The 21,005-nt window shown below is 70.0% G+C and carries 15 protein-coding genes; 10 read left to right on the top strand and 5 right to left on the bottom strand.

What is annotated here, in order from left to right; all coding sequences use genetic code 11:
* Window positions 1-4 precede the first annotated feature (4 nt).
* Window positions 5-4,045: an Ig-like domain-containing protein gene (locus ACFWHT_RS11375; RefSeq protein WP_378828515.1), complete on the bottom strand. Its 4,041-nt coding sequence runs from the start codon at window positions 4,043-4,045 to the stop codon at window positions 5-7.
* Between the two features lie 284 nt (window positions 4,046-4,329).
* Here ACFWHT_RS11375 and ACFWHT_RS11370 point away from each other — a divergent pair, with 284 nt between their 5' ends.
* From ACFWHT_RS11370 to ACFWHT_RS11345, 6 genes are all read left to right on the top strand, one after another.
* On the top strand, window positions 4,330-5,250 hold the full coding sequence (locus tag ACFWHT_RS11370) for a carbohydrate ABC transporter permease (protein WP_378828513.1): 921 nt from the start codon (window positions 4,330-4,332) through the stop codon (window positions 5,248-5,250).
* Window positions 5,247-6,152: a carbohydrate ABC transporter permease gene (locus tag ACFWHT_RS11365; protein ID WP_378828511.1), complete on the top strand. Its 906-nt coding sequence runs from the start codon at window positions 5,247-5,249 to the stop codon at window positions 6,150-6,152. Before ACFWHT_RS11370 ends, ACFWHT_RS11365 begins: the two co-directional genes overlap by 4 nt.
* 62 nt (window positions 6,153-6,214) lie before the next feature.
* Entirely contained in the window at window positions 6,215-7,543 is a 1,329-nt protein-coding gene (locus ACFWHT_RS11360) for an extracellular solute-binding protein (RefSeq protein WP_378828509.1), read from the top strand.
* Window positions 7,540-9,675: a BNR-4 repeat-containing protein gene (locus ACFWHT_RS11355; RefSeq protein ID WP_378828507.1), complete on the top strand. Its 2,136-nt coding sequence runs from the start codon at window positions 7,540-7,542 to the stop codon at window positions 9,673-9,675. The genes ACFWHT_RS11360 and ACFWHT_RS11355 overlap by 4 nt, the downstream gene beginning before the upstream one ends.
* A gap of 79 nt (window positions 9,676-9,754) precedes the next feature.
* Window positions 9,755-12,013: an FAD-dependent oxidoreductase gene (locus ACFWHT_RS11350; RefSeq protein WP_378828505.1), complete on the top strand. Its 2,259-nt coding sequence runs from the start codon at window positions 9,755-9,757 to the stop codon at window positions 12,011-12,013.
* Between the two features lie 68 nt (window positions 12,014-12,081).
* Entirely contained in the window at window positions 12,082-12,987 is a 906-nt protein-coding gene (locus ACFWHT_RS11345) for a LacI family DNA-binding transcriptional regulator (RefSeq protein ID WP_378828503.1), read from the top strand.
* 26 nt (window positions 12,988-13,013) lie between these two features.
* Here the strand turns inward: ACFWHT_RS11345 and ACFWHT_RS11340 are convergent, their stop codons facing one another.
* Window positions 13,014-13,844, bottom strand: a complete 831-nt coding sequence (locus tag ACFWHT_RS11340) for a DeoR/GlpR family DNA-binding transcription regulator (RefSeq protein WP_378828501.1) — start codon at window positions 13,842-13,844, stop codon at window positions 13,014-13,016.
* A 47-nt stretch (window positions 13,845-13,891) separates the two neighbouring features.
* Between ACFWHT_RS11340 and ACFWHT_RS11335 the strand changes: the two genes are divergently transcribed.
* Window positions 13,892-14,863, top strand: a complete 972-nt coding sequence (locus tag ACFWHT_RS11335) for an acetylxylan esterase (protein WP_378828499.1) — start codon at window positions 13,892-13,894, stop codon at window positions 14,861-14,863.
* 48 nt (window positions 14,864-14,911) lie between these two features.
* Here ACFWHT_RS11335 and ACFWHT_RS11330 read toward each other — a convergent pair whose 3' ends face one another.
* The 3 genes from ACFWHT_RS11330 to ACFWHT_RS11320 all read right to left on the bottom strand — a co-directional run bounded on the left by ACFWHT_RS11330 (window position 14,912) and on the right by ACFWHT_RS11320 (window position 17,663).
* Complete coding sequence (locus ACFWHT_RS11330) at window positions 14,912-15,331, bottom strand: RbsD/FucU family protein (RefSeq protein ID WP_378828497.1); 420 nt, start codon at window positions 15,329-15,331, stop codon at window positions 14,912-14,914.
* An 84-nt stretch (window positions 15,332-15,415) separates the two neighbouring features.
* Complete coding sequence (locus ACFWHT_RS11325; RefSeq protein ID WP_378828495.1) at window positions 15,416-16,381, bottom strand: aldo/keto reductase; 966 nt, start codon at window positions 16,379-16,381, stop codon at window positions 15,416-15,418.
* Entirely contained in the window at window positions 16,368-17,663 is a 1,296-nt protein-coding gene (locus ACFWHT_RS11320; RefSeq protein WP_378828493.1) for an L-fuconate dehydratase, read from the bottom strand. Before ACFWHT_RS11320 ends, ACFWHT_RS11325 begins: the two co-directional genes overlap by 14 nt.
* Window positions 17,664-17,786: 123 nt before the next feature.
* On the opposite strand from ACFWHT_RS11320, the gene ACFWHT_RS11315 reads away from it, so the two are divergent.
* From ACFWHT_RS11315 to ACFWHT_RS11305, 3 genes are all read left to right on the top strand, one after another.
* Window positions 17,787-18,647, top strand: a complete 861-nt coding sequence (locus ACFWHT_RS11315; RefSeq protein WP_378828491.1) for a fumarylacetoacetate hydrolase family protein — start codon at window positions 17,787-17,789, stop codon at window positions 18,645-18,647.
* A complete protein-coding gene (locus ACFWHT_RS11310) occupies window positions 18,644-19,396 on the top strand; it encodes an SDR family NAD(P)-dependent oxidoreductase (RefSeq protein ID WP_378828489.1) in 753 nt (250 codons plus the stop codon). The genes ACFWHT_RS11315 and ACFWHT_RS11310 overlap by 4 nt, the downstream gene beginning before the upstream one ends.
* A gap of 567 nt (window positions 19,397-19,963) precedes the next feature.
* The gene (locus ACFWHT_RS11305) at window positions 19,964-20,935 is read left to right on the top strand and encodes a DUF559 domain-containing protein (protein WP_378828487.1); all 972 of its coding nucleotides are present in this window, start codon (window positions 19,964-19,966) and stop codon (window positions 20,933-20,935) included.
* Window positions 20,936-21,005: the final 70 nt, after the last annotated feature.

Genomic DNA, 21,005 nt, shown 5'->3' with positions numbered 1-21,005 from the left:
CAGCCTATTCAGCCGGCTCCTGCAGGTGATGATCCACCGCCGAGGCCCGACGACGCCGCCGCAGCGTCCACAGAACGATCCCCATGAGCAGGAGTCCCGCTCCGAGCATCGCCGGCAGCAGCGGGTCGGCACCGGTCAGCGGCAGCATCCCCGATCCACCGGGCGCGCCCGCTTCGCCCGGGTCGGTCTCGCCCGGGTCCGAAGGACCGCCACCACCGGGCTCGCTCGGTTCACCCGGCTCGCCGGGCCCGGGCTCACCCGGCCCGTCGGCGGCCGCCGGGCGCACCGCGAGGGCGTTGGTCTTGCCGTAGTGGTACAGGTTCAAGAACCCGTCCGCCCCGATGCGCAGATTCTCCCTGGCATCCAGCATGTTCCACACCGTCGTGCCGTCGACGCGCAGCACCACGCGGGTGCCGGAGTCCTCCGCGATCGCGCCGACCTCGATCTCGTGGGTCGAGCCGGGCTCGATCACCGTGTTCGGGATGACGTCGAGCATGGTCTGCCCGGGCGTCCAGCTCTGGAACTCGAACGTGTCCTCCTTCACGATGAACAGGTACCCCGTGTTGGAGTTCTGCCAGGCGGGGAGCCCGGTCTGATCCGAGCGCACCTGGAAGCCGTACCAGCCGCCGTCGAATTCGCCGAAGTCGGCCTCGAAGCGCAGCAGGGTGGATCCGAAGCGCTCGGCCTCGTAGCCGTACACGCCCTCCGCGCTCAGGCGCACGCCGTCGTCGTCGACCGCGATGCCGTCGGCGTCGCTCCAGCTCGCGGCATCCGAGAGCTGCCGATCCAGCCGGACGGTCGGGTACTCGGCGTCCGCCACGGTGACGGCGACCTCGTCGGTCAGCGTCGGGTCCGAGACGGAGGTCGCGGTGATGGTCGTCGTGCCGGCGCCCACGGCCGCAACGCGTCCGTCGACGACCGTCGCGATCGCCGGATCGGCGCTCGTCCAGCTCACCCGGGTGTCACTGGCGTCCTCGGGAGCGGCCGTGGCCGTGACCTGCGTGCGCTCGCCGACGTTGAGCGCGAGCTTCTCGACGTCGAGGCTGATGTCCGTGACCGGCACCCCGGACAGCGAGAAGCCGATGTCGTCGAGATCGAGCGACGGGTACCCCTCCACGTAGAAGCCGACGCGGCCGGCGGCGCCGGGTGCCGGGTCCTTGCCCTCGAGGGCGATGGCGCCGTTGACGACGATGCGGATCCTGCCGTCCTGCACCGCGATGCGCACATGCGAGGTCTTGCCGTTCGGGATGCCCTGCTCCTTCGCGACCACCTTCTCGGCGACGATCTGCCAGGAGCTGTCGAAGATGGTCCACGTCGGGCCATCCGCGGCGTTGCGGTAGCGGATGTAGCCGCCGCCGTTCTGGTTGCGGTTGTAGATCAGCAGATCGGACTTGACCACGTCGCCGGCGGGCGACGCGACGTCGAAGTCGAGCACGAACTCCGTGAAGTCTCGAGGCAGCTGCGAGTTCGCCCCGTTCACGATCCGGTACACCTTGTCACCGGTGGAGTCGGCCTGGATGCTGCGGTTCGGGTCGGTCGGCCAGCCGTTCGCGCCCGACTCGAAGTCGGTGAAGTGCAGCACGCCGTCGCCCTCGGAGACGACCACCTCGATGGTGGCGGTCTTCGTCGCATCCGCCTTCACCGTGGCCGTGACGGTCGTCGTCCCGGGCCCCGCACCGAGGACGACACCCTGGGCGTTCACCGTCGCGACAGCCGCATCCGCCGTCGCGTACTCGACGGCGGCGTCATCGGCGTTCCACGGTAGCGGCACGGCGCGCACGCGCACCTCGTCGCCGGCGTCGATGCTCAGCCGGTCGCTATCGAAGGCGATCCCCTCGAGGGCGACGTGCTCCGCCGACTGCGACTGACCGATGTGGCCCTTCGTGCCGATCTCGTCGAAGGCGATGGCCTCGAAACCCGGAATCTTCGAGAAGACCTCGGAGTCCGCCTTGAGCGTGTAGTCGCCGTTCGCGGCATCCACGAAGCCGGGGTCGTCTGCGGCGACGAGGTTGGTGCCGTAGTTCAGCAGATTCTTGCCGTCCTTCGCCCCCTGGTCGTTGATGCCCGCGATCGGTGTGCGGTTCGGGTTCCACACCACGTTCTTCGCGAAGGTGCTGTGGTCGGGATAGTGGTGATCGTCCTCGAAGAAGTGCGCGAGCTCCGGGTACTTCTCCAGGTACGGGGTGCCGACGAAGTCGTCGTTCTCCTCGAACACGCGCTTCCACTCCGGCATGTAGTCGCGGTCGACGACGTTGCCCTCCTGATCGCCCATCCACTGCTCGTAGTTGTCGTAGGGCGCGTACGCATCGACGAAGACGTTGTTGGTCGCGTCGATGTAGTCCGCCGAGCCGCTCTTGATCGCGGCGTTGCCCATGTTCACGAACACGTTCTTCTCGATGGTGAGATCCCACGTGAAGTTGTCCGCGTAGATGCCCTCGACCCCGGCCATGCCGACGCCGATGTCGTGGAAGTGGTTCTCGCGGAAGACGTGCCCGCGCTGCTGCGGCGTCTTGCCGGAGTTCATGTAGACGGCCCCGAGATCGTTGAACAGCTTGCAGACGTCGTACACCTCGTTGCGTTCGAAGAGGTGATCGTTGCCGTGCACGATGATGCCCGGATGCGGCGCGTCGTGGATCCTGTTGTTCCTGGCGACGTTGCCGACGCCGTCGAACATCACACCGGGGTTGTAGGCCTTGTGGTAATACGCGAAGTCGGCGATCTCGGAGTTCTCGACCCGGTTGCGGCCCGGCTCGAGCGTCGTCTTGTCGCCGCCCTGCAGCACCACCCCCACGCCGCCGACGTGGGTGAGCCGCGAGTCGGTCACCGCGTGGTCGCGCCCGCCGCGGTTGACCGGGATGCCGTCGTAGGTGTACCGGCCGGGCGAGTTGATGAGCACGCCGCCGTCGGTGAAGTTGCGGATGTCGGCGTGCGAGATCGTCACGTTCGAGCCGCCGAGGATGACCGCTGCCGTCGCGCGCCCGTACTCCATCACGATGTCGTCGAACGTCACGTACGAGGTGTCGTCGGCGCGCAGCATCGGCTCATTGAGCGTGGTGACGGTCACCTCGCCCGTGCCGGCGGTGAACGCCGCGTTGGGGACGAGGTAGAGCTTGCCCGCGTCGCGGTCGATGTAGTACTCGCCCGGGGCGTCCAGTTCCTCGAGCAGGTTCTGCGCGAAGTGGAAGTCGGGGAACCAGCTCTTCATGATCCCGGACATCTCGCCGTAGCGCAGCGTGATGGTCTTCTTGGCCGGGTCGATCTTCTCGATTTTGTTGTAGGACCACTCCCAGCTGTAGCCGAAGATGCCGTCGAGCCACACGTCGTCGGCCTCGGTCCAGTGCTGGGGGCGATCGTAGGTGTAGGTGAACGCGCCGCCGCGGTCCTGCAGGTCGGCGTCCTTGCGGGTGGGTCCCGGGTCGACGATGTCGCCCATCTGCACAGTCGGGGTGGCCGCGTCGGCGTTGGGCCAGCGGGCGAGCGTCATGCCCTGCCCGGCGATGTACAACTCCATCGGCGGCGTGGTGCTGACGTCGTTGGCCAGCCAGTAGCCGTGTCGGCTGAGCTGGCCGTAGTCGGTCAGGCCCAGTTCCTTCAGGTCGATCTCGAGAACCTTGTCCCGCGCGGAGGCCTCGACGATGCGGTCGGTGACGGCGGTGTCGGTCACCTTCTCGAAGTCGTCCCGCGGCAGCTCCCGGCCACCGGTCAGCGTGGCCGTCTCGCCGGGGTACGAGCGGTAGACGATCGGATGCTCCGCCGTGCCGGAGTCCTGCTTGCCGAGCGTGAACGAGGCGCTGCGGCTGTACTCGCCCTCGCGCAGGAACACGGTCATGCCGTCGGCGAGGCCGGATCCGGACTTGAGTTCGCGGATGCGGTCGCGCGCGCCTTCGAGCGTGGCGAGCGGGGCGTCTATCGTGCCCGTTGCGGAGTCGTCACCCCCCGGCGCCACGTAGAGGGACGGGCCGTCCGCGGCCGTCGCCGGCGAGGCTGCGGCCAGCGCCGAGCCGAGCATCGCCGCTATGGCGACTGTTGTCAGTGCACGCTTCATCGCGTCTCCGGTTGCTCATCGAGGGGCACGGGCGAGGGCCCGTACGGCCGCTGGGGCGACCGTACGAGAGCCTAGCTAATCGATAATCGCTAATCAAGCATCGATCTGGGTTGGGAGAACGATTAGCCGAAAATATCGAAAGTCACCATTTATCAACAGAACTTCTCGTTACTTGATCGTGACGCTTTCCATTTGACGGATGATCGGATCTGCGGAAACACTGGAGTTTCCACCGGAAGCGCCTCGGCGCCACCGCGAACGTGAAGGTCAAGGATGCCCAAGTCATGACAGAACTTCCCATCAGTTCACAACCTCTCGCACAGCGTCCCCCGCGACGACTGTCGAACGGGATGTTCGCGCTGCTTCTGACCGCCCCCGGTCTCGCTCTGCTGGCGGCCGTCGTCGTCTACCCGCTGATCACCGCGCTCGTCACGGCGTTCTTCGAGCAGAGCCTCGTCGAGCCCGGTCGTGAGTTCGTCGGCTTCGACAACATCGTCGACGTCCTCACCGGCGACTTCGTGAGGCTGCTCGTCCAGACGATCGTCTTCACCCTCGGCACGACGATCGCGCCCTTCGTCATCGGCTTCGGCCTGGCCCTCGCCTTGAACACGAGGATCCGCGGCGCCAAGGTGCTGCGGGGCCTCATGCTCATCCCCTGGCTGATCCCGGGCGTGGTGGTCTCCTTCCTGTGGATGTGGATCTTCAACGCCAACTACGGCGTCATGAACTCGCTGCTCCAGTCCCTCGGCCTGATCGAGGACCCCCAGGCGTGGCTCGCCGACCCGACCACCGCGATGATCGCCGTGATCGTCGCGAAGACCTGGCAGTCGTTCCCGTGGATGATGGTCATGCTGCTCGCCGGACTGCAGACCGTGCCGCCCGAGCTGCACGAAGCGGCCGAGATCGACGGCGCCGGAACCGTGCGCCGGTTCTTCTCCATCACCGTCCCCCAGATGGGCGGGATCATCGGCCTGGTGCTGCTGCTGGAGTTCATCTGGAACTTCCAGCACTTCGACATCATCTACGTGCTCACCGGCGGCGGTCCCGCCGGCTCCACCCAGACCTTCGCGACCGCCGTCTACGAGACCGCCTTCACCGGCTTCGACCTCGGCAGGGCCGGTGCCCTCGGCCTGCTCTGGATGGTGCTGCTGATGGGACTCGTCGTCGTGTACGTGCGCTTTTCCGAGAAGGGAGAGAAGCGATGACCGCGCTGCTCACCGAGACCCCGTCCGTGACATCCGTTCCCCCCGCTCCGCAGCGGCGCAGGCCGCGCCTGCGCGCGGACCGCCGGGCGGTCACCATCAGCGCCTGGGTCGCGGTCGTCGTCTTCGGCGGGTTCGCCCTGCTGCCGGTGTACTGGCTGCTCGCCACCTCGCTGACCCCGCGCACGGAGGTGTTCTCCTACCCGCCCAGGCTGTTCCCGTCAGAGATCAGCCTCGACGCCTATTTCGCACTGGTGAACAACCCCGCCCTGTTCGGCTATCTGCGCAACAGCATCGTGGTGTCGATCATCACGGCCGTGCTGTCGGTGATCGTGTCGGCGTACATGGGCTACGCCTTCTCGAAGTTCCGCTACCGGGGCCGTCGCAGCCTGATGTACTTCGTGCTCGCCTCGCAGATGTTCCCGCAGGCGCTGCTGCTGATCACCCTGTACACGGTGTTCTCGGCCTACGGCCTGCTGAACACGTACGCGGCGCTCGTACTGTCGTTCACGACGTTCACGCTGCCGCTGTGCGTGTGGATGCTGAAGGGCTTCTTCGACACGATCCCCGACGACCTCATCGAGGCCGCTCTCGTCGACGGAGCCTCCCGGATGCGCATCATCCACTCCATCGTGCTGCCTCTGGCAGCGCCCGGCCTCGTCGCCGCCGGCCTGTTCGCCTTCGTCCGCGGCTGGAACGACTTCATCTTCGCCCTGACCCTCGCCGGCCCGGACAAGCAGACGCTGCCGCCGGGTCTTGTGAACACGTTCATCGGCGAGGCCTCCACCGCCTGGCCCGAGCTGATGGCCGCGTCGCTGGTGGTGTCGCTCCCCGTGGCCATCGCCTTCATCGCCCTGCAGCGCTTCCTCGTCGGCGGCATGACCGCCGGCGCGGTCAAGGGCTGACCCCGCGCATCCGACCCAGCCTTTCCCACCCGAATCACCCCTCGAAGAAGAGAGAAAGAACCATGTCTCAGAACACCCCCTCCGTCTCGCGTCGCCAGTTGCTGCAGTTCGCAGGTCTCGGTGCCGCGGGCCTGATGCTCGCCGGTTGCATGCCCAGCGGCGGATCCACCGGCGGCGGCGCGCCCTCGGCCGGCGGCGCGCTCGAGCCGGGCGGCTTCACGGCCACGGACTTCAGCTTCGCCAGCTGGTCGCTCACCGAGGAGGCCGCGGCCCCCGCGATCAAGGCGCTCCTGGAGGGCTACAAGAAGAAGAGCAAGGTCGGCATCACCGAGGTCTCGTTCCCCTACAACGAGTACTTCAAGCAGCTCATGCTGCAGGTGCGCGGTGGGCAGTTCTCGGGCGCGGCGCACGTCGACGTCGCCTGGCTGGCGTCGCTGGCCGCTCTGGGCAAGCTCGAAGACATCTCGGCCTTCACGAAGGACCGCGGCTACACGGCATCCGCCCTCGAGGCCGCCCAGTTCGATGGCAAGCAGTACGGCTTCCCGTGGACGATCGGCGCCATCGGCCTGGTGACCAACTCGGAGCTGATCCAGAAGGCCGGCATCGACGAGTTCCCCGTCACCGTCGACGAGTACGAGGGCGCGCTGAAGAAGCTGAAGGCGCTCGGCGGCGGGCTCATCCCCTACGCCGCCTCGACGAAGGCGGCGCAGCTGAAGGACATCCTGATCTGGATGGAGACCTTCGGCAGCCCCCTGGTGAAGGACGGCACCGTCACGATCGGCGACGACGCGAGCGTGGACGCCGTCGCCTGGTACAAGTCCCTCTACGAGCAGGGCCTGATCGCGGCCGACGTCGACCGGTTCGACGCCCGTGCGCTGTTCTCGCAGGGGCGCGCCGCGATCTACGACGACGCCCCGGTCGGGCGCAACTCGGTCGTTAAGGACTCCCCCGACCCGAAGCTCGGCGAGAAGATCGTCTCGGAGTCGCGCCCGGTGCTGAAGAAGGGCGACACCCCGCGCGCTCTCGTGTGGGGCGGCGCGATCGTCGTCGTCGGCGGCGCCGGCGGCGACGCGACCGGCACCGCCGCGGAGTTCGGGCAGTGGGCGACGAGCGATCTGGATGCTGTGCTCGCCGACTACGAGGTGCGCGGCCTGCCGCCGGTGACCGACGAGGCGCAGGCGTCCGACGTGGTCACCTCGGACGCCTTCGGCGCGCGCTTCGCCGAGAAGATCACCGCGACCGCGACCGTCAACCCGTTCTGGCAGTACCCGGAGTACGCCCAGGTCGAGACCGTCATCGCCGAGCGCGTGCAGGCGGTGCTGGTCGGCCAGCAGAGCCCGAAGGACGCCATGAAGCAGGCGGGCGAAGCCGCGCAGAAGCTGATCGGATGATGGGCGTCCCGATCACGCGACGCGCGCTGGCACTCGCGGCGGCCGCCATCGCCGCGACCACCGCCGCCGCCCTCGGCCCGGCGGCGAGCGCGGCGGAGTCCCCCATCGAGGCGGAGACCGTGCCCGTGACGGTGGACGGCTCGAACCAGTCCGGCTGGTGGAATCCGCTGGCCGTCGACGGCGACACCACGTACTTCGCCTACAACGTGCCCGCCGGCACCGGCCGGCACGAGGTGCATCTCGCATCTCGTGCGGCCGGCGGCCCGTGGACGACGGGGTGCCTGCGGCTCGCGGCGGGCGCATGCGCGGACTACCTCAACGACAACGGGCACAACCAGCCGTCGATCGCGATCGACGGCGAGGGCCACATCCATGTGTTCGCCTCGATGCACCACGAGGACTGGAACTACTTCCGCTCCACGACGGCGGGCGATGTGACGTCGCTCGTCGAGGTGAGCGAGGAGATGCCCGATCAGGGCGGGACCATCTCGTACCCGATCACGTCGGTCGGCCCCGACGGCGACGTCTGGCTGATGGTGCGCACGGGCCCGGATGCCCAGGCGCGGCGCGACGGCGTGCTGTACCACTACGACGTCGCGGCGAAGTCCTGGGCACGCGAGACGGTGATCGCCTCGGCGACGAACTACTCGGTGTACCCCGACGACCTCGTCGTGGACGACGACGGCCGGGTGCACGTCCTGTGGGAGTGGCACCGATGGGCGGCGGGCCCGTACCGCCACCTCGGCTCGTACGCGATCTGGAACCCCGAGGACCGGACGTTCCGCGACGTCGACGGCGGCGCCCTTCCCGTGCCCATCCGGCCGGAGAGCACCGGCCCGGTCGTCTTCCAGCCGTTCACGGCCGATGAGGACATGAACAGCACCACCCCTGCCGTGCAGACGGCGAAGATGGCGGTGCGGGACGGACGGCTCGAGGGCATCGTGTACCGGTACTCCGCTGCCGGCTCTGCGCTGTTCGATCTGAAGTGGGCGGCCTGGGACGGCACCGAATGGAACCGCGATGTGCTGATCGACTCCGCAGCGCTCGGCAGCGGCGTCGACACGATCGCCACCATGGATGCCACCTCCCTCGGTTCCGCCACGCGGGTCTACGCGGTGCTGTCGGTGCAGACCTGCGACGCCGTGCGCAGTCAGGTCGTGATGCTGGAGCGGACTCAGGGTCAGGCGGCGTGGGCCGCCGAGGCGGTCGGCGATGCGGTCGCGGGTCAGCAGCGACTGCGAGCCGCGACGACGACGGCCGGCACCGACGTGCTGTACCTCAGCGCTCCGGCCACACCGGGTGGAGGCACGCTGCGGTACGCCGAGGTGCCTCGCGCCGGCCGCGGCGCCGCGGACACCGCCCTCGCCGACATCGTGTCCGTGGTGAGGGGGGACGGCGGCGGCGTCGACCTTGCGCTCGGCGGCACCGCCACGGCGTCCTCACAGCTGCGAGACGACACCGGTCCCGAGCTGGCGTTCGACGGCGTGTGCTCGGATGCCAGCCGCTGGATCTCCGCGGTCGGCGACGCGCAGCCATGGATCATGGTGGAGTGGGACGAGGCCGCACCGCTGGATGTCGTGCGCGTGCGCAGCGGGTATCTGGGGGGAGCGATGCAGCCCTCGGTGCTGCGCGACTTCACCGTGGAGGCCCGCACGGCCCAGGGCTGGACACCGCTCGCCACGATCCAGCGCAACGTCAGCGACGTTGTGGTCGTCGACGCGAAGAAGGTGACCGCGGACGCTGTGCGCCTGCTGATCACCAACCCGTCCGACTCCGCCACCGATGTCGCGCGCGTCTTCGGGATCGAAGCGATCGCGGCGAACGACGCACCGGCCGAACCCGGCATCCCGTCCCCGTCACCGTCCCCGTCGCCCGGTGACGGCGACGACGGCGACGACGACGGCTCCGGCGACGACGACGGCGGGCCCGGTGACGGCGACAGCGGCGGACCCGACGATGACGGATCAGGAGTCGCCGGCCCTGACGGCGACGAGGCGTCCGCCGGCGGCAGCCTCGCCTCGACCGGTGGCGGAGTGCCGCTGCTGTTCGGCGGCGCGGCCCTGCTGCTGACCCTCGGCGGAGTCGCCCTGCGATTCATCCGCCGTCGCCCGGGGCCGTCGTCCACCAGCTGACCCACCGACCAGAGACGGTGAGCGCCGCGCGAGCGGCGCTCACCGTCACCCTTCCGAAGAAGACCAGGAGATTCCCGCCATGCGCACGCAGACCGTCGAAGCCGACATCATCGTCGTCGGAGGAGGCCTTGCCGGTGTGAGCGCCGCCGTCGCCGCCGCCCGGCTCGGCCGGCGCACCGTCCTCATCAACAACCGCCCGGTGCTCGGCGGGAACTCCTCCTCGGAGGTGAGTGTCTGGGTGTGCGGCGCGACGGCGCACGGCAACCAGCGCTGGGCGCGCGAGACCGGGATCATGGGCGAGATGTTCCTCGAGAACCAGTTCCGCAACCCCGAGGGCAATCCGGTGTACTGGGATGACGTCGTCCTGGACACCGTCCGCCGCGAGCCCAACCTCACCCTGTTCCTGAACACCGAGGTCCTCGAGGCCGAGCACTCCGGCGCCGACGAGGATCGGCGCGTGACGTCCGTCACCGGGTGGACGATGGGCTCGGAGGTCCGCACGATCTTCCGCGCCCCGGTCTTCCTCGACTGTACGGGCGACGGTCTGGTCGGCCGTCTGGTGGGTGCGCGCCACCGTCTGGGCAAGGAGGGAAGGGCGGAGTTCGGCGAGGAGTGGGCGCCCGAGGAGCCGGTCCGCGAGTTCCTCGGGTCGACGCTGCTGTTCTACACCAAGGACCTCGGGCACCCGGTGAAGTTCGTGGCACCCGAATCGGCCAAGGACATCAGCACCACGCCGATCCCCGCGACCCGCATCATCCGCAGCGGCGACAGCGGCGCGCACTACTGGTGGATCGAGTGGGGCGGCCAGCTCGACATCGTCGACGACAACGAGCGCATCCGCGACGAACTGCGCTCGGTGATCCTGGGCATCTGGGATCACATCAAGAACTCCGGTGAGTTCGACGCCGACAACCTCACCCTGGAGTGGATCGGGAACATCCCCGGCAAGCGCGAGTACCGCCGCTTCGTCGGCGACTACACGCTGCGCCAGCAGGACGTGCTCGAGCAGGTCGAGTTCGACGACGGCGTCGCGTTCGGCGGCTGGTCGATCGACCTGCACCCGGCCGAGGGCATGTACGCCACCGGCGCGGGCGCCGTGCAGCGCTTCTCGGATGGGCTGTTCGAGATCCCGTTCCGCTCCCTGTACTCCGCGAACGTGTCGAACCTGCTGATGGCCGGACGCAACATCTCGGCCACCCACATCGCGTTCGGCGCCGCACGGGTGATGGCCACGTGCGCCGCGATGGGCGAGGCCGCCGGCACCGCAGCATCCCTCTGCCTCACCCACGACGCGACCCCGCGGGAACTGTACGAGCACCACCGCGCCGAGCTGCGTCAGCTGCTGCTGCGCACCGACGCGTCGCTCATCGGCGTCGCCAACGAGGATCCCGACGACCTCGCGCGCACGGCCGCCGTGACCGCATCGGGCTGGCAGCGCACGGTCGCCGCGGGCTCGGATGCCGACGCGTCCGCGCCGCACGCGCTGGCCGACGATCTCGGGATCGTCGTGCCCGTGCATCCCCGGCTGGAGACCACCGAGCTGCTGCTGAGCGCGACGGAGCCGACCACCCTGACCGTGGAGGTGTGGTCCACCGGCAAGCGGCAGAACATCGTGCCGGCCCACCTGGAGCACACGACGACCGTCGAGGTTCCGGCCGGCGAGCGCCGTTGGGTGAGCGCACCCACGCCGTTCGCGCCCGGCACGCCGCAGAACGCCATCGTCGTCCTGCGTGCCGATCCGGCGGTGAGCGTGCACCTGACCTCGCCCCTGCCCGCCGGGGTCCTGACCCTCGTGCACCGGGTGGACAGCGACGACCAGAACGTCGAGGTGAGCGAGGACGGTCTGCTCGTCAGATGGCCCACCAAGCCGCTGCGCGGCCGGGCGCCGGTGTTCCGCGCCTTCCCGGAGAGCCTCGCCCTCGCTCCGGAGCGGGCCGTCTCGGGGTACAACCGGCCGTTCGGCGGACCGAACCTCTGGGCGTCGGGGCCGCTGGCCGACGGTCCCGCCTGGCTGCATCTGGACTGGGAAGCACCCGTCGTCCCGCGCGAGGTGCGGCTGGTGTTCGACGACGACGTCGACGTGTCGCTGAACACTCTGCACCACCATCGCAACCCCGACGAGATCCTGCCGCAGCTGGTGCGCGACTATCGCGTCGAGGTGCGGTCCGCCGCATCGGGCGAATGGAGCACCGTCGTCGAGGTGCGCGGCAACCGGCACCGGCAGCGCGTGCACGCGCTGCCGGACGGGCTGGGTGCGATCACGGCCGCGCGGCTCGTGATCACCGCCACCAACGGCGCCGCCGAGGCCCGGGTCATCGCCTTCCGGGTGCAGTCGTGACCGATGACGCTAACGTGAAGCACACCCGCCTTCCGGCGGGAGCACGACGGCCAGTGAGGGGATCGAGGATGGGCGGAACGTCCGCTGAGCGCGAGCGCGCGTCGGCGCGCTCGATGCCGGGTGCGCGCGCCACGCGGACCGGTCTCGTGGCGCTGGCGGTGCCGCACCTCGAGGAGCCGTACTTCGCCGAGCTCAGCTCCCGTCTGGTGCGCGGCGCAGAGGCCAGGGGCATGGCCGTGCTGATCGTGCAGACGGAGGGCGAGCACGGCCGTGAGGTCGACGTCGCCAACGGCGTGGGCCTGCCCGCCATCGACGGACTGATCCACATCCCGCGCTCCCTCACCGTGGCCGATCTGACCCGCCGCACCTCGCCGGGACCGCTGGTGCTGCTCGGCGAGCACATCGAGGTGAGCCCGTTCACCCACATCACGATCGACAACCGCGGCGCGGCGCGGACCGCGGCCGAGCACCTCATCGGCATCGGCAGCCGCCGGATCGCGTTCATCGGTCGCCGCGACGCGCGCCCCTCGGATGCCGCCGACCGCCGCCACGCCGGCTATCTGGAGGCGCTCGAGTCCGCGGGCCTTCCCGTCGACCCCGCACTCACCGCGCAGGTCGCCGCGTTCTCGGCGGAGGAGGGCGAGCGGGTCACCCGTGAGATGGTCACGGCGATCCCCGACGTCGATGGGATCCTCTGCTCGAACGACTCGGTCGCGCTCGGCGCGCTCGCCGCGCTCGCGGAGCGGGGCCGCCGGGTGCCGCACGACGTCGCGGTGATCGGCATCGACGACATCCGGGCTGCGCGCTTCTCCGTCCCCGCGCTGAGCTCGGTCGCCCCCGACCACGATCAGCTCGTGGATGCGACCTTCACCGAGCTCGAGCGGCAGCTCACGGCCCCTCTGGGCGCGAACCTGCCCGTCCGTCACGTCACGATCCCTGCCCGCCTGGTGAAGCGGGCGAGCACGGCCCGCTGATGGGCGGATGCTCCGGTGAAGACGCCTCAGGCGCCTTCACCGCTGCGGGTGACCACGTCGACCCGGGCGATGTGCGCAGCCAGCTGCTCCCCGGCATCCGCCGCGATGCCGTCGTCGGTGATCAGCCGATCGATGTCACTGAGATCGGCGATGGTCGTCAGCCCCACCACCTGCCAGCGGGTGTGCTCGGCCAGGACCACGACCTCGCGGGCCGCGGCCATGAAGGCACGGGAGGTCTCCGCCTCGAGCAGGTTCATGGTCGTGAGACCTGCCTGCACGTCGAGGCCGTGCGCGTCGAGGAACACCAGATCGCAGTGCAGCTGCTCCAGCGCCCGCACGGCGACCGGTCCGACGAGCGACTGCGCGGGCGTGCGCACGCCGCCCGTGAGCACGACGGTCTGCGTGTAGGGGGCGTCGGCGCGCTCGGGAGGCGAGAAGAGGTCCGACACGGGCAGCGAGTTCGTGACGATCGTGAGGTCGGCAAGCCGGGTGAGCTCGCGCGCGAGGGCGAGCCCGGCGGCGCCTCCGGCGATGCCGACGGCCATGCCGGGTTCCACGAGGGCGGCTGCCGCGGCCGCGATCGCGCGGCGCTCGGGCGTCACAGCGGGCGCGGCGCCGGGCCGGATGCCCGCGGATGCGGTGGCGCGGACGCCACCGCGCACCTTCTGCACCTCGCCGTCCTCGGCGAGCAGGTCGATGTCCCGGCGCACCGTCATGTCGCTCACGCCCAGCGTCGCAGCCAGCTCCGAGAGCGGGACCGTGCCGCGCTCGCGCACCAGGGCGAGAATGCGCTCGCGTCGCTCGGTGACCAGCATCCGCTCTCCTTGTCGTGCCGTGACCAGTCTGCCATGCGGCATCCGCTCCCCCTCGAAACCGCTCCCCCGACGCCCGACAGGACCCGCGCATGACGTACGCCGCGCCCTTCGACACCTGGTTCCCGGATGCCGCCTTCGACGGCAGCTACGGCTACACCCTCGATGCGCTGCGAGCGGTGACGCCGATCGCCCCGGACGCCGGCTTCGTACCCCGGTGGCGGGCGTGGCGCAACCGGGCGCGCGAGGTCCCCGCCGCGCCGGTCGTGCTCTCCGCGCGGATGGTCGAGGGCCGCAGCGTGTCGCTGATCGAGCTGTCGGGCGTCGACGGGGTGCGGCTGCGCGCATGGTTCGCAGGGCCCGCGACGGGCATCGCCCGGGTCGGCGTGGTCCACGGCCACGGCTACGGCGGGCGCGACGAGGTCGACCTGCGCCGCGTGCCGGCGGACGCCGCGGCGATCTTCCCGGTGGCGAGGGGGCTCGGAGCGCTGAACGCGGGCGTCGGCGCGCCGGAGGATCGCGAAGCGCACGTGCTGACCGGCCTCGACGATCCCGACGCGTACGTGATCGGCCTGTGCGCCCGCGATCTCTGGCTGGCCGCTGACGCCCTCACCGCGCTCGCGGGCGAGCTGCCCCTCTACTACGTGGGCGAGAGCTTCGGCGGCGGACTCGGCGCCCTGGCGGTGCCGTGGGACGAGCGCTACGTGGGGGCGACTCTGGTGGTGCCCACCTTCGGGCAGTACGACGAGCGCCTCGCCGTGCCGTGCCTGGGCAGCGGCGAGTTCCAGCGGTCGTGGGTGCGGCGGCATCCGGATGCCCGGGAGCGGCTGCGCCTGTTCGACGCGTCGACCTCGGCCCTGTCCTTCCGCATCCCGGTGCGCGTCGAGGCCGCGCTGTGGGACCAGCACGTGCCGCCGCAGGGCCAGTTCTCGGTCGCGAACGCCGTGGCCGATCTCGACCTGCACGTGCTCCCCGCCGGCCACGCCGAATACCCCGGCCTCGACGCCGTCACCGCCGAGGCGATCGCCGGTGGCCTCGCGCACCTGGAGCGCGCGCGGGGCTGAGACACCTGCGGATGACCAGCGGCCCGGTGCCGCGCCGCGCGCCGGGCGTCAGGCCGACGGGTGCCCCACCACGCCCTTGCGAAGCAGCGCGTTGCCGTACTTGCGCGTCTCGCCGGTGCGCACCATCAGGTAGGCGCTCTTCGCGACCTCGTAGTACGCGAAGCGCTCCACGAAGCGCGTCGTCTCGAACGCCGTGCCGGCCGCCGCCATCAGCTCGCGCTGCACGTCCAGCACCGAGGCATCCGCCGACTCCATGAGGTCCATGCCGGGAGCGTCGTCCAGCGGCAGCACGGAGCGGAGCGCGGCGACCACCTCGGGTGTCGTCGTGCCGGGCAGGTCGACGACGCGCTCGCCCAGCGCCCAGGCGGGGAAGTGCGCGTCGGCCACGACGACCGCATCCGAATGCCCCATCCGGTCGAGATGCAGCAGCAGCTCGCCGGTCAGCAGCGGGTTGATCCCCTCAAGCATCGATCAGTCCTCTCTCAGATTTCGAATCGCGCAAGTTGCTGTATTTCGGCGCCGAATGCAGCAATTCAAGCGATTCGAAACGTATCAAGCCGGGATCAGCCCTTCCTCGGCCAGCTCCGCCCACAGATCCCCGGGGATCTGCAGGGCGGCGTACTCGGCATTCTGCCGCAGCTGAGCGGGGCGGCTGCCGCCGACCACGACCGAGCGCACCAGATCCGACTGCAGCGGGTACTGGATCGCCGCGGCCGGAAGAGGCACATCGTGCGCCCGGCACACGGCGGCGATGCGCACCAGCCGGTTCCACAGCTCCTCCGGCAGCTGCCCGTACTCGTAGCGGCCGTCGCGCTTCGGCTCGCTCTGCGCGAGCAGGCCGGAGTTGAAGACCGAGGCGGCGACGATCCCCGTGCCGCGCCGGGCGCACGCGGGCAGCACGTCGGCTGCGGCCGGCTGCTCGAGCAGCGTGTAGCGGCCGGCGACCATGATCAGGTCGAGGTCGGCCTCGCGCACGGCGCGCGCCAGGGCATCCGACACCATCGAGCCGATGCCGACGGCGGCGACGACACCCTCGGCGCGCAGCTTCTCGAGTGCCGGGAACGCCTCGGCCAGGGCCAGGTCGAGGTCATGGCGCTCGGGGTCGTGCAGGTAGAGCAGGTCGATGCGGTCGAGCCCCAGCCGCTCCTGCGATTCGGCGAGGCTGGCGCGGATGCCGGCCTCGCTGAAGTCCCATTCGCGGCGCAGATCGTCGGGCACGAAGAAGTCGTTGTCGGTGTCCAGACCGCCCGGCTGATGCGCCGGGTTCGGCCGCAGCAGGCGACCCGCCTTGGTCGAGACGACGAACTCGTCGCGCGGCTTGGTCTGCAGGAACGCCCCCAGACGGTGCTCGCTCATCCCGAGCCCGTAGTGCGGGGCCGTGTCGAAGTAGCGGATGCCGGCATCCCAGGCGGCCTCGAGCACCGCCCACGCCTCGTCGTCGCTCAGCGCGCGGAAGAGATTGCCGACGTTCGCGGCGCCGTAGCCCAGTTCCGGCAGGGCGAGCTCAGTCGATGACATGCTGACCGGTCCAGGTGTACTTGGCGATGCTGTCGGCCTTCATCTCCATGCTCGTGCCCGGCGCCGTGGGCGCCATGTACGAGCCGCCCCGGATGTCGGTCGGCACGACGAAGTGCTCGTGCAGGTGATCGACGTACTCGATCAGGCGGCCGTCGCGCGAGCCGCTGACGGCGACGAAGTCGAACATCGACAGGTGCTGCACCGCCTCGCACAGCCCGACGCCTCCGGCGTGCGGGCACACCGGCACGCCGAACTTGGCGGCCAGCAGCAGGTTGGCGATGTTCTCGTTGACACCGGCGACGCGCACCGCGTCGATCTGCATGACCTCGATGGCCTCGGCCTGCAGCAGCTGCTTGAAGATCATCCGGTTCTGCGCGTGCTCGCCGGTGGCGACGCGGATCGGGGCGACGCCGCGGGCGATCTCGGCGTGACCGAGGATGTCGTCGGGGCTGGTGGGCTCCTCGATCCAGGCGGGGCGGAACTCGGCGAGCGCGTTCACCCACTCGATCGCCTCGGACACCTCCCAGCGCTGGTTGGCGTCGATCGCGATCGGGAAGTCGGGGCCGCACACCTCGCGCGCCTTGCGGAAGCGGCGGATGTCGTCTTCGAGGTCGGCGCCGACCTTGAGCTTGATCTGCGTGAAGCCCTCGGCCATGGCCTCGCGGGCCAGGCGCTCGAGCTTCTCGTCGGAGTAGCCCAGCCAGCCGGGGCTGGTGGTGTAGCCGGCGTATCCCGTGGCGAGCAGCTCGGCCTCGCGCTCCTCACGCCCCGGCACCGCGGCTCGGAGGATGTCGAGGGCCTCCTCGCGGGTGAGGGCGTTGCTGAGGTAGCGGAAGTCGACGAGGTCGACGATCTGCTCGGGTGTCATGCGGGCCAGCAGCTGCCACAGCGGGAGTCCGGCGCGCTTGGCCTTGATGTCCCACAGCGCGTTGATCACCGCGCCGATGGCCATGTGCATGACGCCCTTCTCGGGGCCCAGCCAACGCAGCTGCGAGTCGCCGATGATGTCACGGAACGTGCCGCCCATGTCGTCGAGCAGCGGCTCGAGCTCCCGGCCGACGAGGTGGCCGGCGAGCGCGTCGATCGCGGCGACCTGCACGTCGTTGCCGCGGCCGATCGTGAAGACGAAGGAGTGGCCCTCGATCCCGTCCCCCGCGTCGGTGCGCACGATCACGTAGGCCGCCGAGTAGTCGGGGTCGGGATTCATGGCATCCGAGCCGTCCAGGCTCAAAGACGTGGGAAAGCGGATGTCGCTGGTATCCAGCGCGACGATACGGCTCACGGGGCTCCTTCAGTCGGCGTCGGCGAAAGTGACGCAGACAGGTGGAGTTTAAACATCCGATGTCTATACTGTCAACGACGGGAGCCGCGACGACTCCCACCTCGAACGAGAAGAAGGAGAACCATGAAGTTCGCGCGACTCGGCGAGCCAGGAAGCGAGATCCCCGTCGTCATCGACGCCGACCGCACCTTCGATCTGCGCCCCGTGACATCGGATGTGGACGGCGACTTCCTCGCCGCCGACCCGGTCGGCCGCACCCGCGCCGCCCTGGATGCGGGCGAGCTGGCCGAGCTGGCCGACGCGGATGCGCTGCGCATCGGGGCCCCCATCGCGCGCCCGAGCGCCGTGATCTGCATCGGCATGAACTACGCCGCGCACGCCGCGGAGTCCGGCTCCGAGCCGCCGAGCATCCCGATCCTCTTCCTGAAGACCCCGAACACCGTCGTGGGGCCCGACGACGCCGTCACCATCCCGCGCGGCAGCGAGAAGACCGACTGGGAGGTCGAGCTCGGCATCGTCATCGGCACCCGCACCGCCTATCTGGATTCGCCGGAGGAGGCGGATGCCCGCATCGCCGGGTACGTGCTCGCGAACGACGTCTCGGAGCGTGACTTCCAGATGACCGTGTCGGGCGGGCAGTGGTCCAAGGGCAAGATCGCCGCCGGCTTCAACCCGACGGGCCCCTGGCTGGTGCCCGCCTCCGAGATCGATTCGACGAACCTGCGCCTTCGCAGCTGGGTCAACGGCGAGCCGCGTCAGGACTCGAACACGAGCGACATGATCTTCGACGTGCGCACGATCGTGCACCACCTGTCGCAGTACGTCACGCTGGAGCCGGGCGACCTGATCCTCACCGGCACCCCGCAGGGCGTGGCGCTGTCGGGCAAGTACCCCTATCTGAAGGCCGGCGACGTGGTCGAGGTCGAGATCGACGGCCTGGGCCGTCAGAAGCAGGAGTTCGTGGCATGGGAGGCCGGCAGATGAGCGGGCAGGTGCAGGGTCTCGTCGCGATCGTCACCGGCGGAGCATCCGGAATCGGCGCGGCGATCGCCCGCCGCCTCCACGCCGAGGGCGCGCAGATCGCCGTCCTCGACCGGGACACGTCGGGGGCGGATGCCGAATTCGCGGCGTTCACGGCCGACGTCTCCGACCGCTCCTCGGTCGATGCCGCCGTCGCAGCCGTCGCCGAGCGGTTCGGCCGCATCGACATCGTGATCAACAATGCCGGCATCGGCGCGCAGGGCGACATCGCCGCGAACGACGACGACGAGTGGGCGCGCGTGCTCTCCATCAACGTCACCGGCGTCGCGCGCGTCACCTCGGCCGCCCTCCCCTGGCTGCGGAAGTCGCCTTCGGCGGCGGTGTGCAACACGGCATCCATCGCCTCGACGACCGGCCTCCCCCAGCGCGCGCTGTACTCGGCCTCGAAGGGCGCCGTCTCGGCGCTCACGCGCGCCATGGCCGCCGACCACCTGCGCGAGGGCATCCGGGTCAACGCGGTCAACCCGGGCACCGCCGACACCCCGTGGGTCGGGCGCCTGCTGGATTCCGCCGCCGACCCCGACGCCGAGCGCGCCGCCCTCAACGCCCGCCAGCCGCACGGCCGGCTCGTCTCGCCGGACGAGGTCGCGGGTGCGGTGCTGTACCTGGTCAGTCCCGCCTCCGGTTCGACGACCGGCACCTTCATCGAGGTGGACGGCGGCATGGCGCAGCTTCGCCTGCGCTCCGAGTGAGCTGACGCCCCGTCGGACGAAGGCCGCCACGCCCGCGCGTGGCGGCCTTCGCCGTTGCTGGGCTTCGCCGTTGCTGGGCTTCGCCGTCCCCCATCCAAGTCGCAGATCGTCCCGGAAAGACGCCGCCCTCCCCATCCAAGTCGCAGTTCGCCCCGGAAAGACGCCGCCCTCCCCGCCCAGGTCGCAGTTCACCCCGGAAAGACGGCGCCAGAGCGGGACGAATCGCGACCTGGACGACGAGCGGATGCCGATAACCAGACGAACTGCGACCCGAACACCGGCCTTCACCTGTGGATAACTCCGGCAGACTCCGTCTCCGCCGCTTCGCCCCTTCCGCCACGTCCGGCCCAGCGCCGCCCTCCCCGCCCAGGTCGCAGTTCACCCCGGAAAGACGGCGCCCTCCCCACCCAGGTCGCAGTTCGTCCCGGAATGACGCCGCCAGAGCGGGACGAATCGCGACCTGGACGACGAGCGGATGCCGATAACCAGACGAACTGCGACCCGAACACCGGCGTTCACCTGTGGATAACTCCCGCGGGCGTTCGTGCGGACTGTCACCGTGGAGCGATGCGAACCCCTGTACCCCTGCCCGCTTCGCTCGGCAGCCGCTTCACCGTGAGCCAAGGGCTGGATGCCGGCGTCAGCCGTAGTCGACTGCATCGGGCCGACCTGGAGATCCCCTTTCGCGGCGTGCGCGCGAAGATCACGCCGGCGCAGCTGGAAGAGGACATGGACCCCTATCAGCGGCAGGCCGCGGAGCGTCGCATCCGGGCTCGGGAGTACGCTCCGCGGCTGAGGCCCGGCCAGTTCCTCAGCCACGAGACCGCCGTCGCGCTGCGTGGCGGACCACTGCCGCTCACCACCCGCGATGGCAGACCCGTCGACGGACGCGCCCTCCCCGTGCATGTCAGCACCCTCGGCAGCGGGCCTCTGGTGCGCGCGCAGGGAGTCCGTGGTCACCGCGCCGACCCGCGCAGCGCTCGAGCCGTCGCGACTCAGGGTCTGGTGCTGGCGAGTCCCGCCACGACGTTCGCCCAGCTGGGTCGTTGGAGCCTCCTCGATCTCGTCGCCCTCGGCGACTTCCTCTGCCGCGTCTGGCGACCCGGTGCCGGGCGCAGGGATGCCGGGCGACCGCCGTTCACGACCATCGATGCGCTGCGCGCGACTCTGAGCTCCACGCGGTGGCGCGGAATCACCCGGTTGCGCGAGGCGCTCGAGCTGACGCGCGAGGACTCCTGGTCGCCGCGGGAGTCGGCTCTGCGCGTGCACATCGTCCTGGCCGGCCTGCCGGAACCGCTGCTCAATCACGACGTCTACGACGATCACGGCCGTTTCCTCGGATGCGTGGACCTCGCGTATCCGCATCTGAAGGTCGCGATCGAGTATCAGGGCGTCCTGCACCATTCGCGCTACTCCGCCGATGTCGAGCGGATCGCCCTGCTGCGCGCGGCCGGCTGGACGGTGATCGAAGTCACCAGCGCCCTGCTGTCCCAACCCGAGGAGCTGATCGAGCGGGTCAGTCGTGCCCTGCGCCGCTGACCCGCGCATGATCCGCCCCGGGCGGCGCCGCTCCTGACGTTCAGGTCGCAGTTGGTCCCGGAAAGCCGGC

It is taken from the genome of Microbacterium sp. NPDC058342, from assembly GCF_042723935.1.
In the GTDB taxonomy this organism is placed as follows: Bacteria; Actinomycetota; Actinomycetes; order Actinomycetales; family Microbacteriaceae; genus Microbacterium.
Note: the sequence above shows the minus strand (reverse complement) of the source record. Positions and strands in the feature narration are given on the sequence as shown.

Coding starts and splice junctions, on each gene's coding strand:
- ACFWHT_RS11375 (WP_378828515.1), bottom strand. CDS start 4,045: ATGAAGCGTGCACTGACAACAGTCGCCATAGCGGCGATGCTCGGCTCG.
- ACFWHT_RS11370 (WP_378828513.1), top strand. CDS start 4,330: ATGACAGAACTTCCCATCAGTTCACAACCTCTCGCACAGCGTCCCCCG.
- ACFWHT_RS11365 (WP_378828511.1), top strand. CDS start 5,247: ATGACCGCGCTGCTCACCGAGACCCCGTCCGTGACATCCGTTCCCCCC.
- ACFWHT_RS11360 (WP_378828509.1), top strand. CDS start 6,215: ATGTCTCAGAACACCCCCTCCGTCTCGCGTCGCCAGTTGCTGCAGTTC.
- ACFWHT_RS11355 (WP_378828507.1), top strand. CDS start 7,540: ATGATGGGCGTCCCGATCACGCGACGCGCGCTGGCACTCGCGGCGGCC.
- ACFWHT_RS11350 (WP_378828505.1), top strand. CDS start 9,755: ATGCGCACGCAGACCGTCGAAGCCGACATCATCGTCGTCGGAGGAGGC.
- ACFWHT_RS11345 (WP_378828503.1), top strand. CDS start 12,082: ATGGGCGGAACGTCCGCTGAGCGCGAGCGCGCGTCGGCGCGCTCGATG.
- ACFWHT_RS11340 (WP_378828501.1), bottom strand. CDS start 13,844: ATGCCGCATGGCAGACTGGTCACGGCACGACAAGGAGAGCGGATGCTG.
- ACFWHT_RS11335 (WP_378828499.1), top strand. CDS start 13,892: ATGACGTACGCCGCGCCCTTCGACACCTGGTTCCCGGATGCCGCCTTC.
- ACFWHT_RS11330 (WP_378828497.1), bottom strand. CDS start 15,331: ATGCTTGAGGGGATCAACCCGCTGCTGACCGGCGAGCTGCTGCTGCAT.
- ACFWHT_RS11325 (WP_378828495.1), bottom strand. CDS start 16,381: ATGTCATCGACTGAGCTCGCCCTGCCGGAACTGGGCTACGGCGCCGCG.
- ACFWHT_RS11315 (WP_378828491.1), top strand. CDS start 17,787: ATGAAGTTCGCGCGACTCGGCGAGCCAGGAAGCGAGATCCCCGTCGTC.
- ACFWHT_RS11310 (WP_378828489.1), top strand. CDS start 18,644: ATGAGCGGGCAGGTGCAGGGTCTCGTCGCGATCGTCACCGGCGGAGCA.
- ACFWHT_RS11305 (WP_378828487.1), top strand. CDS start 19,964: ATGCGAACCCCTGTACCCCTGCCCGCTTCGCTCGGCAGCCGCTTCACC.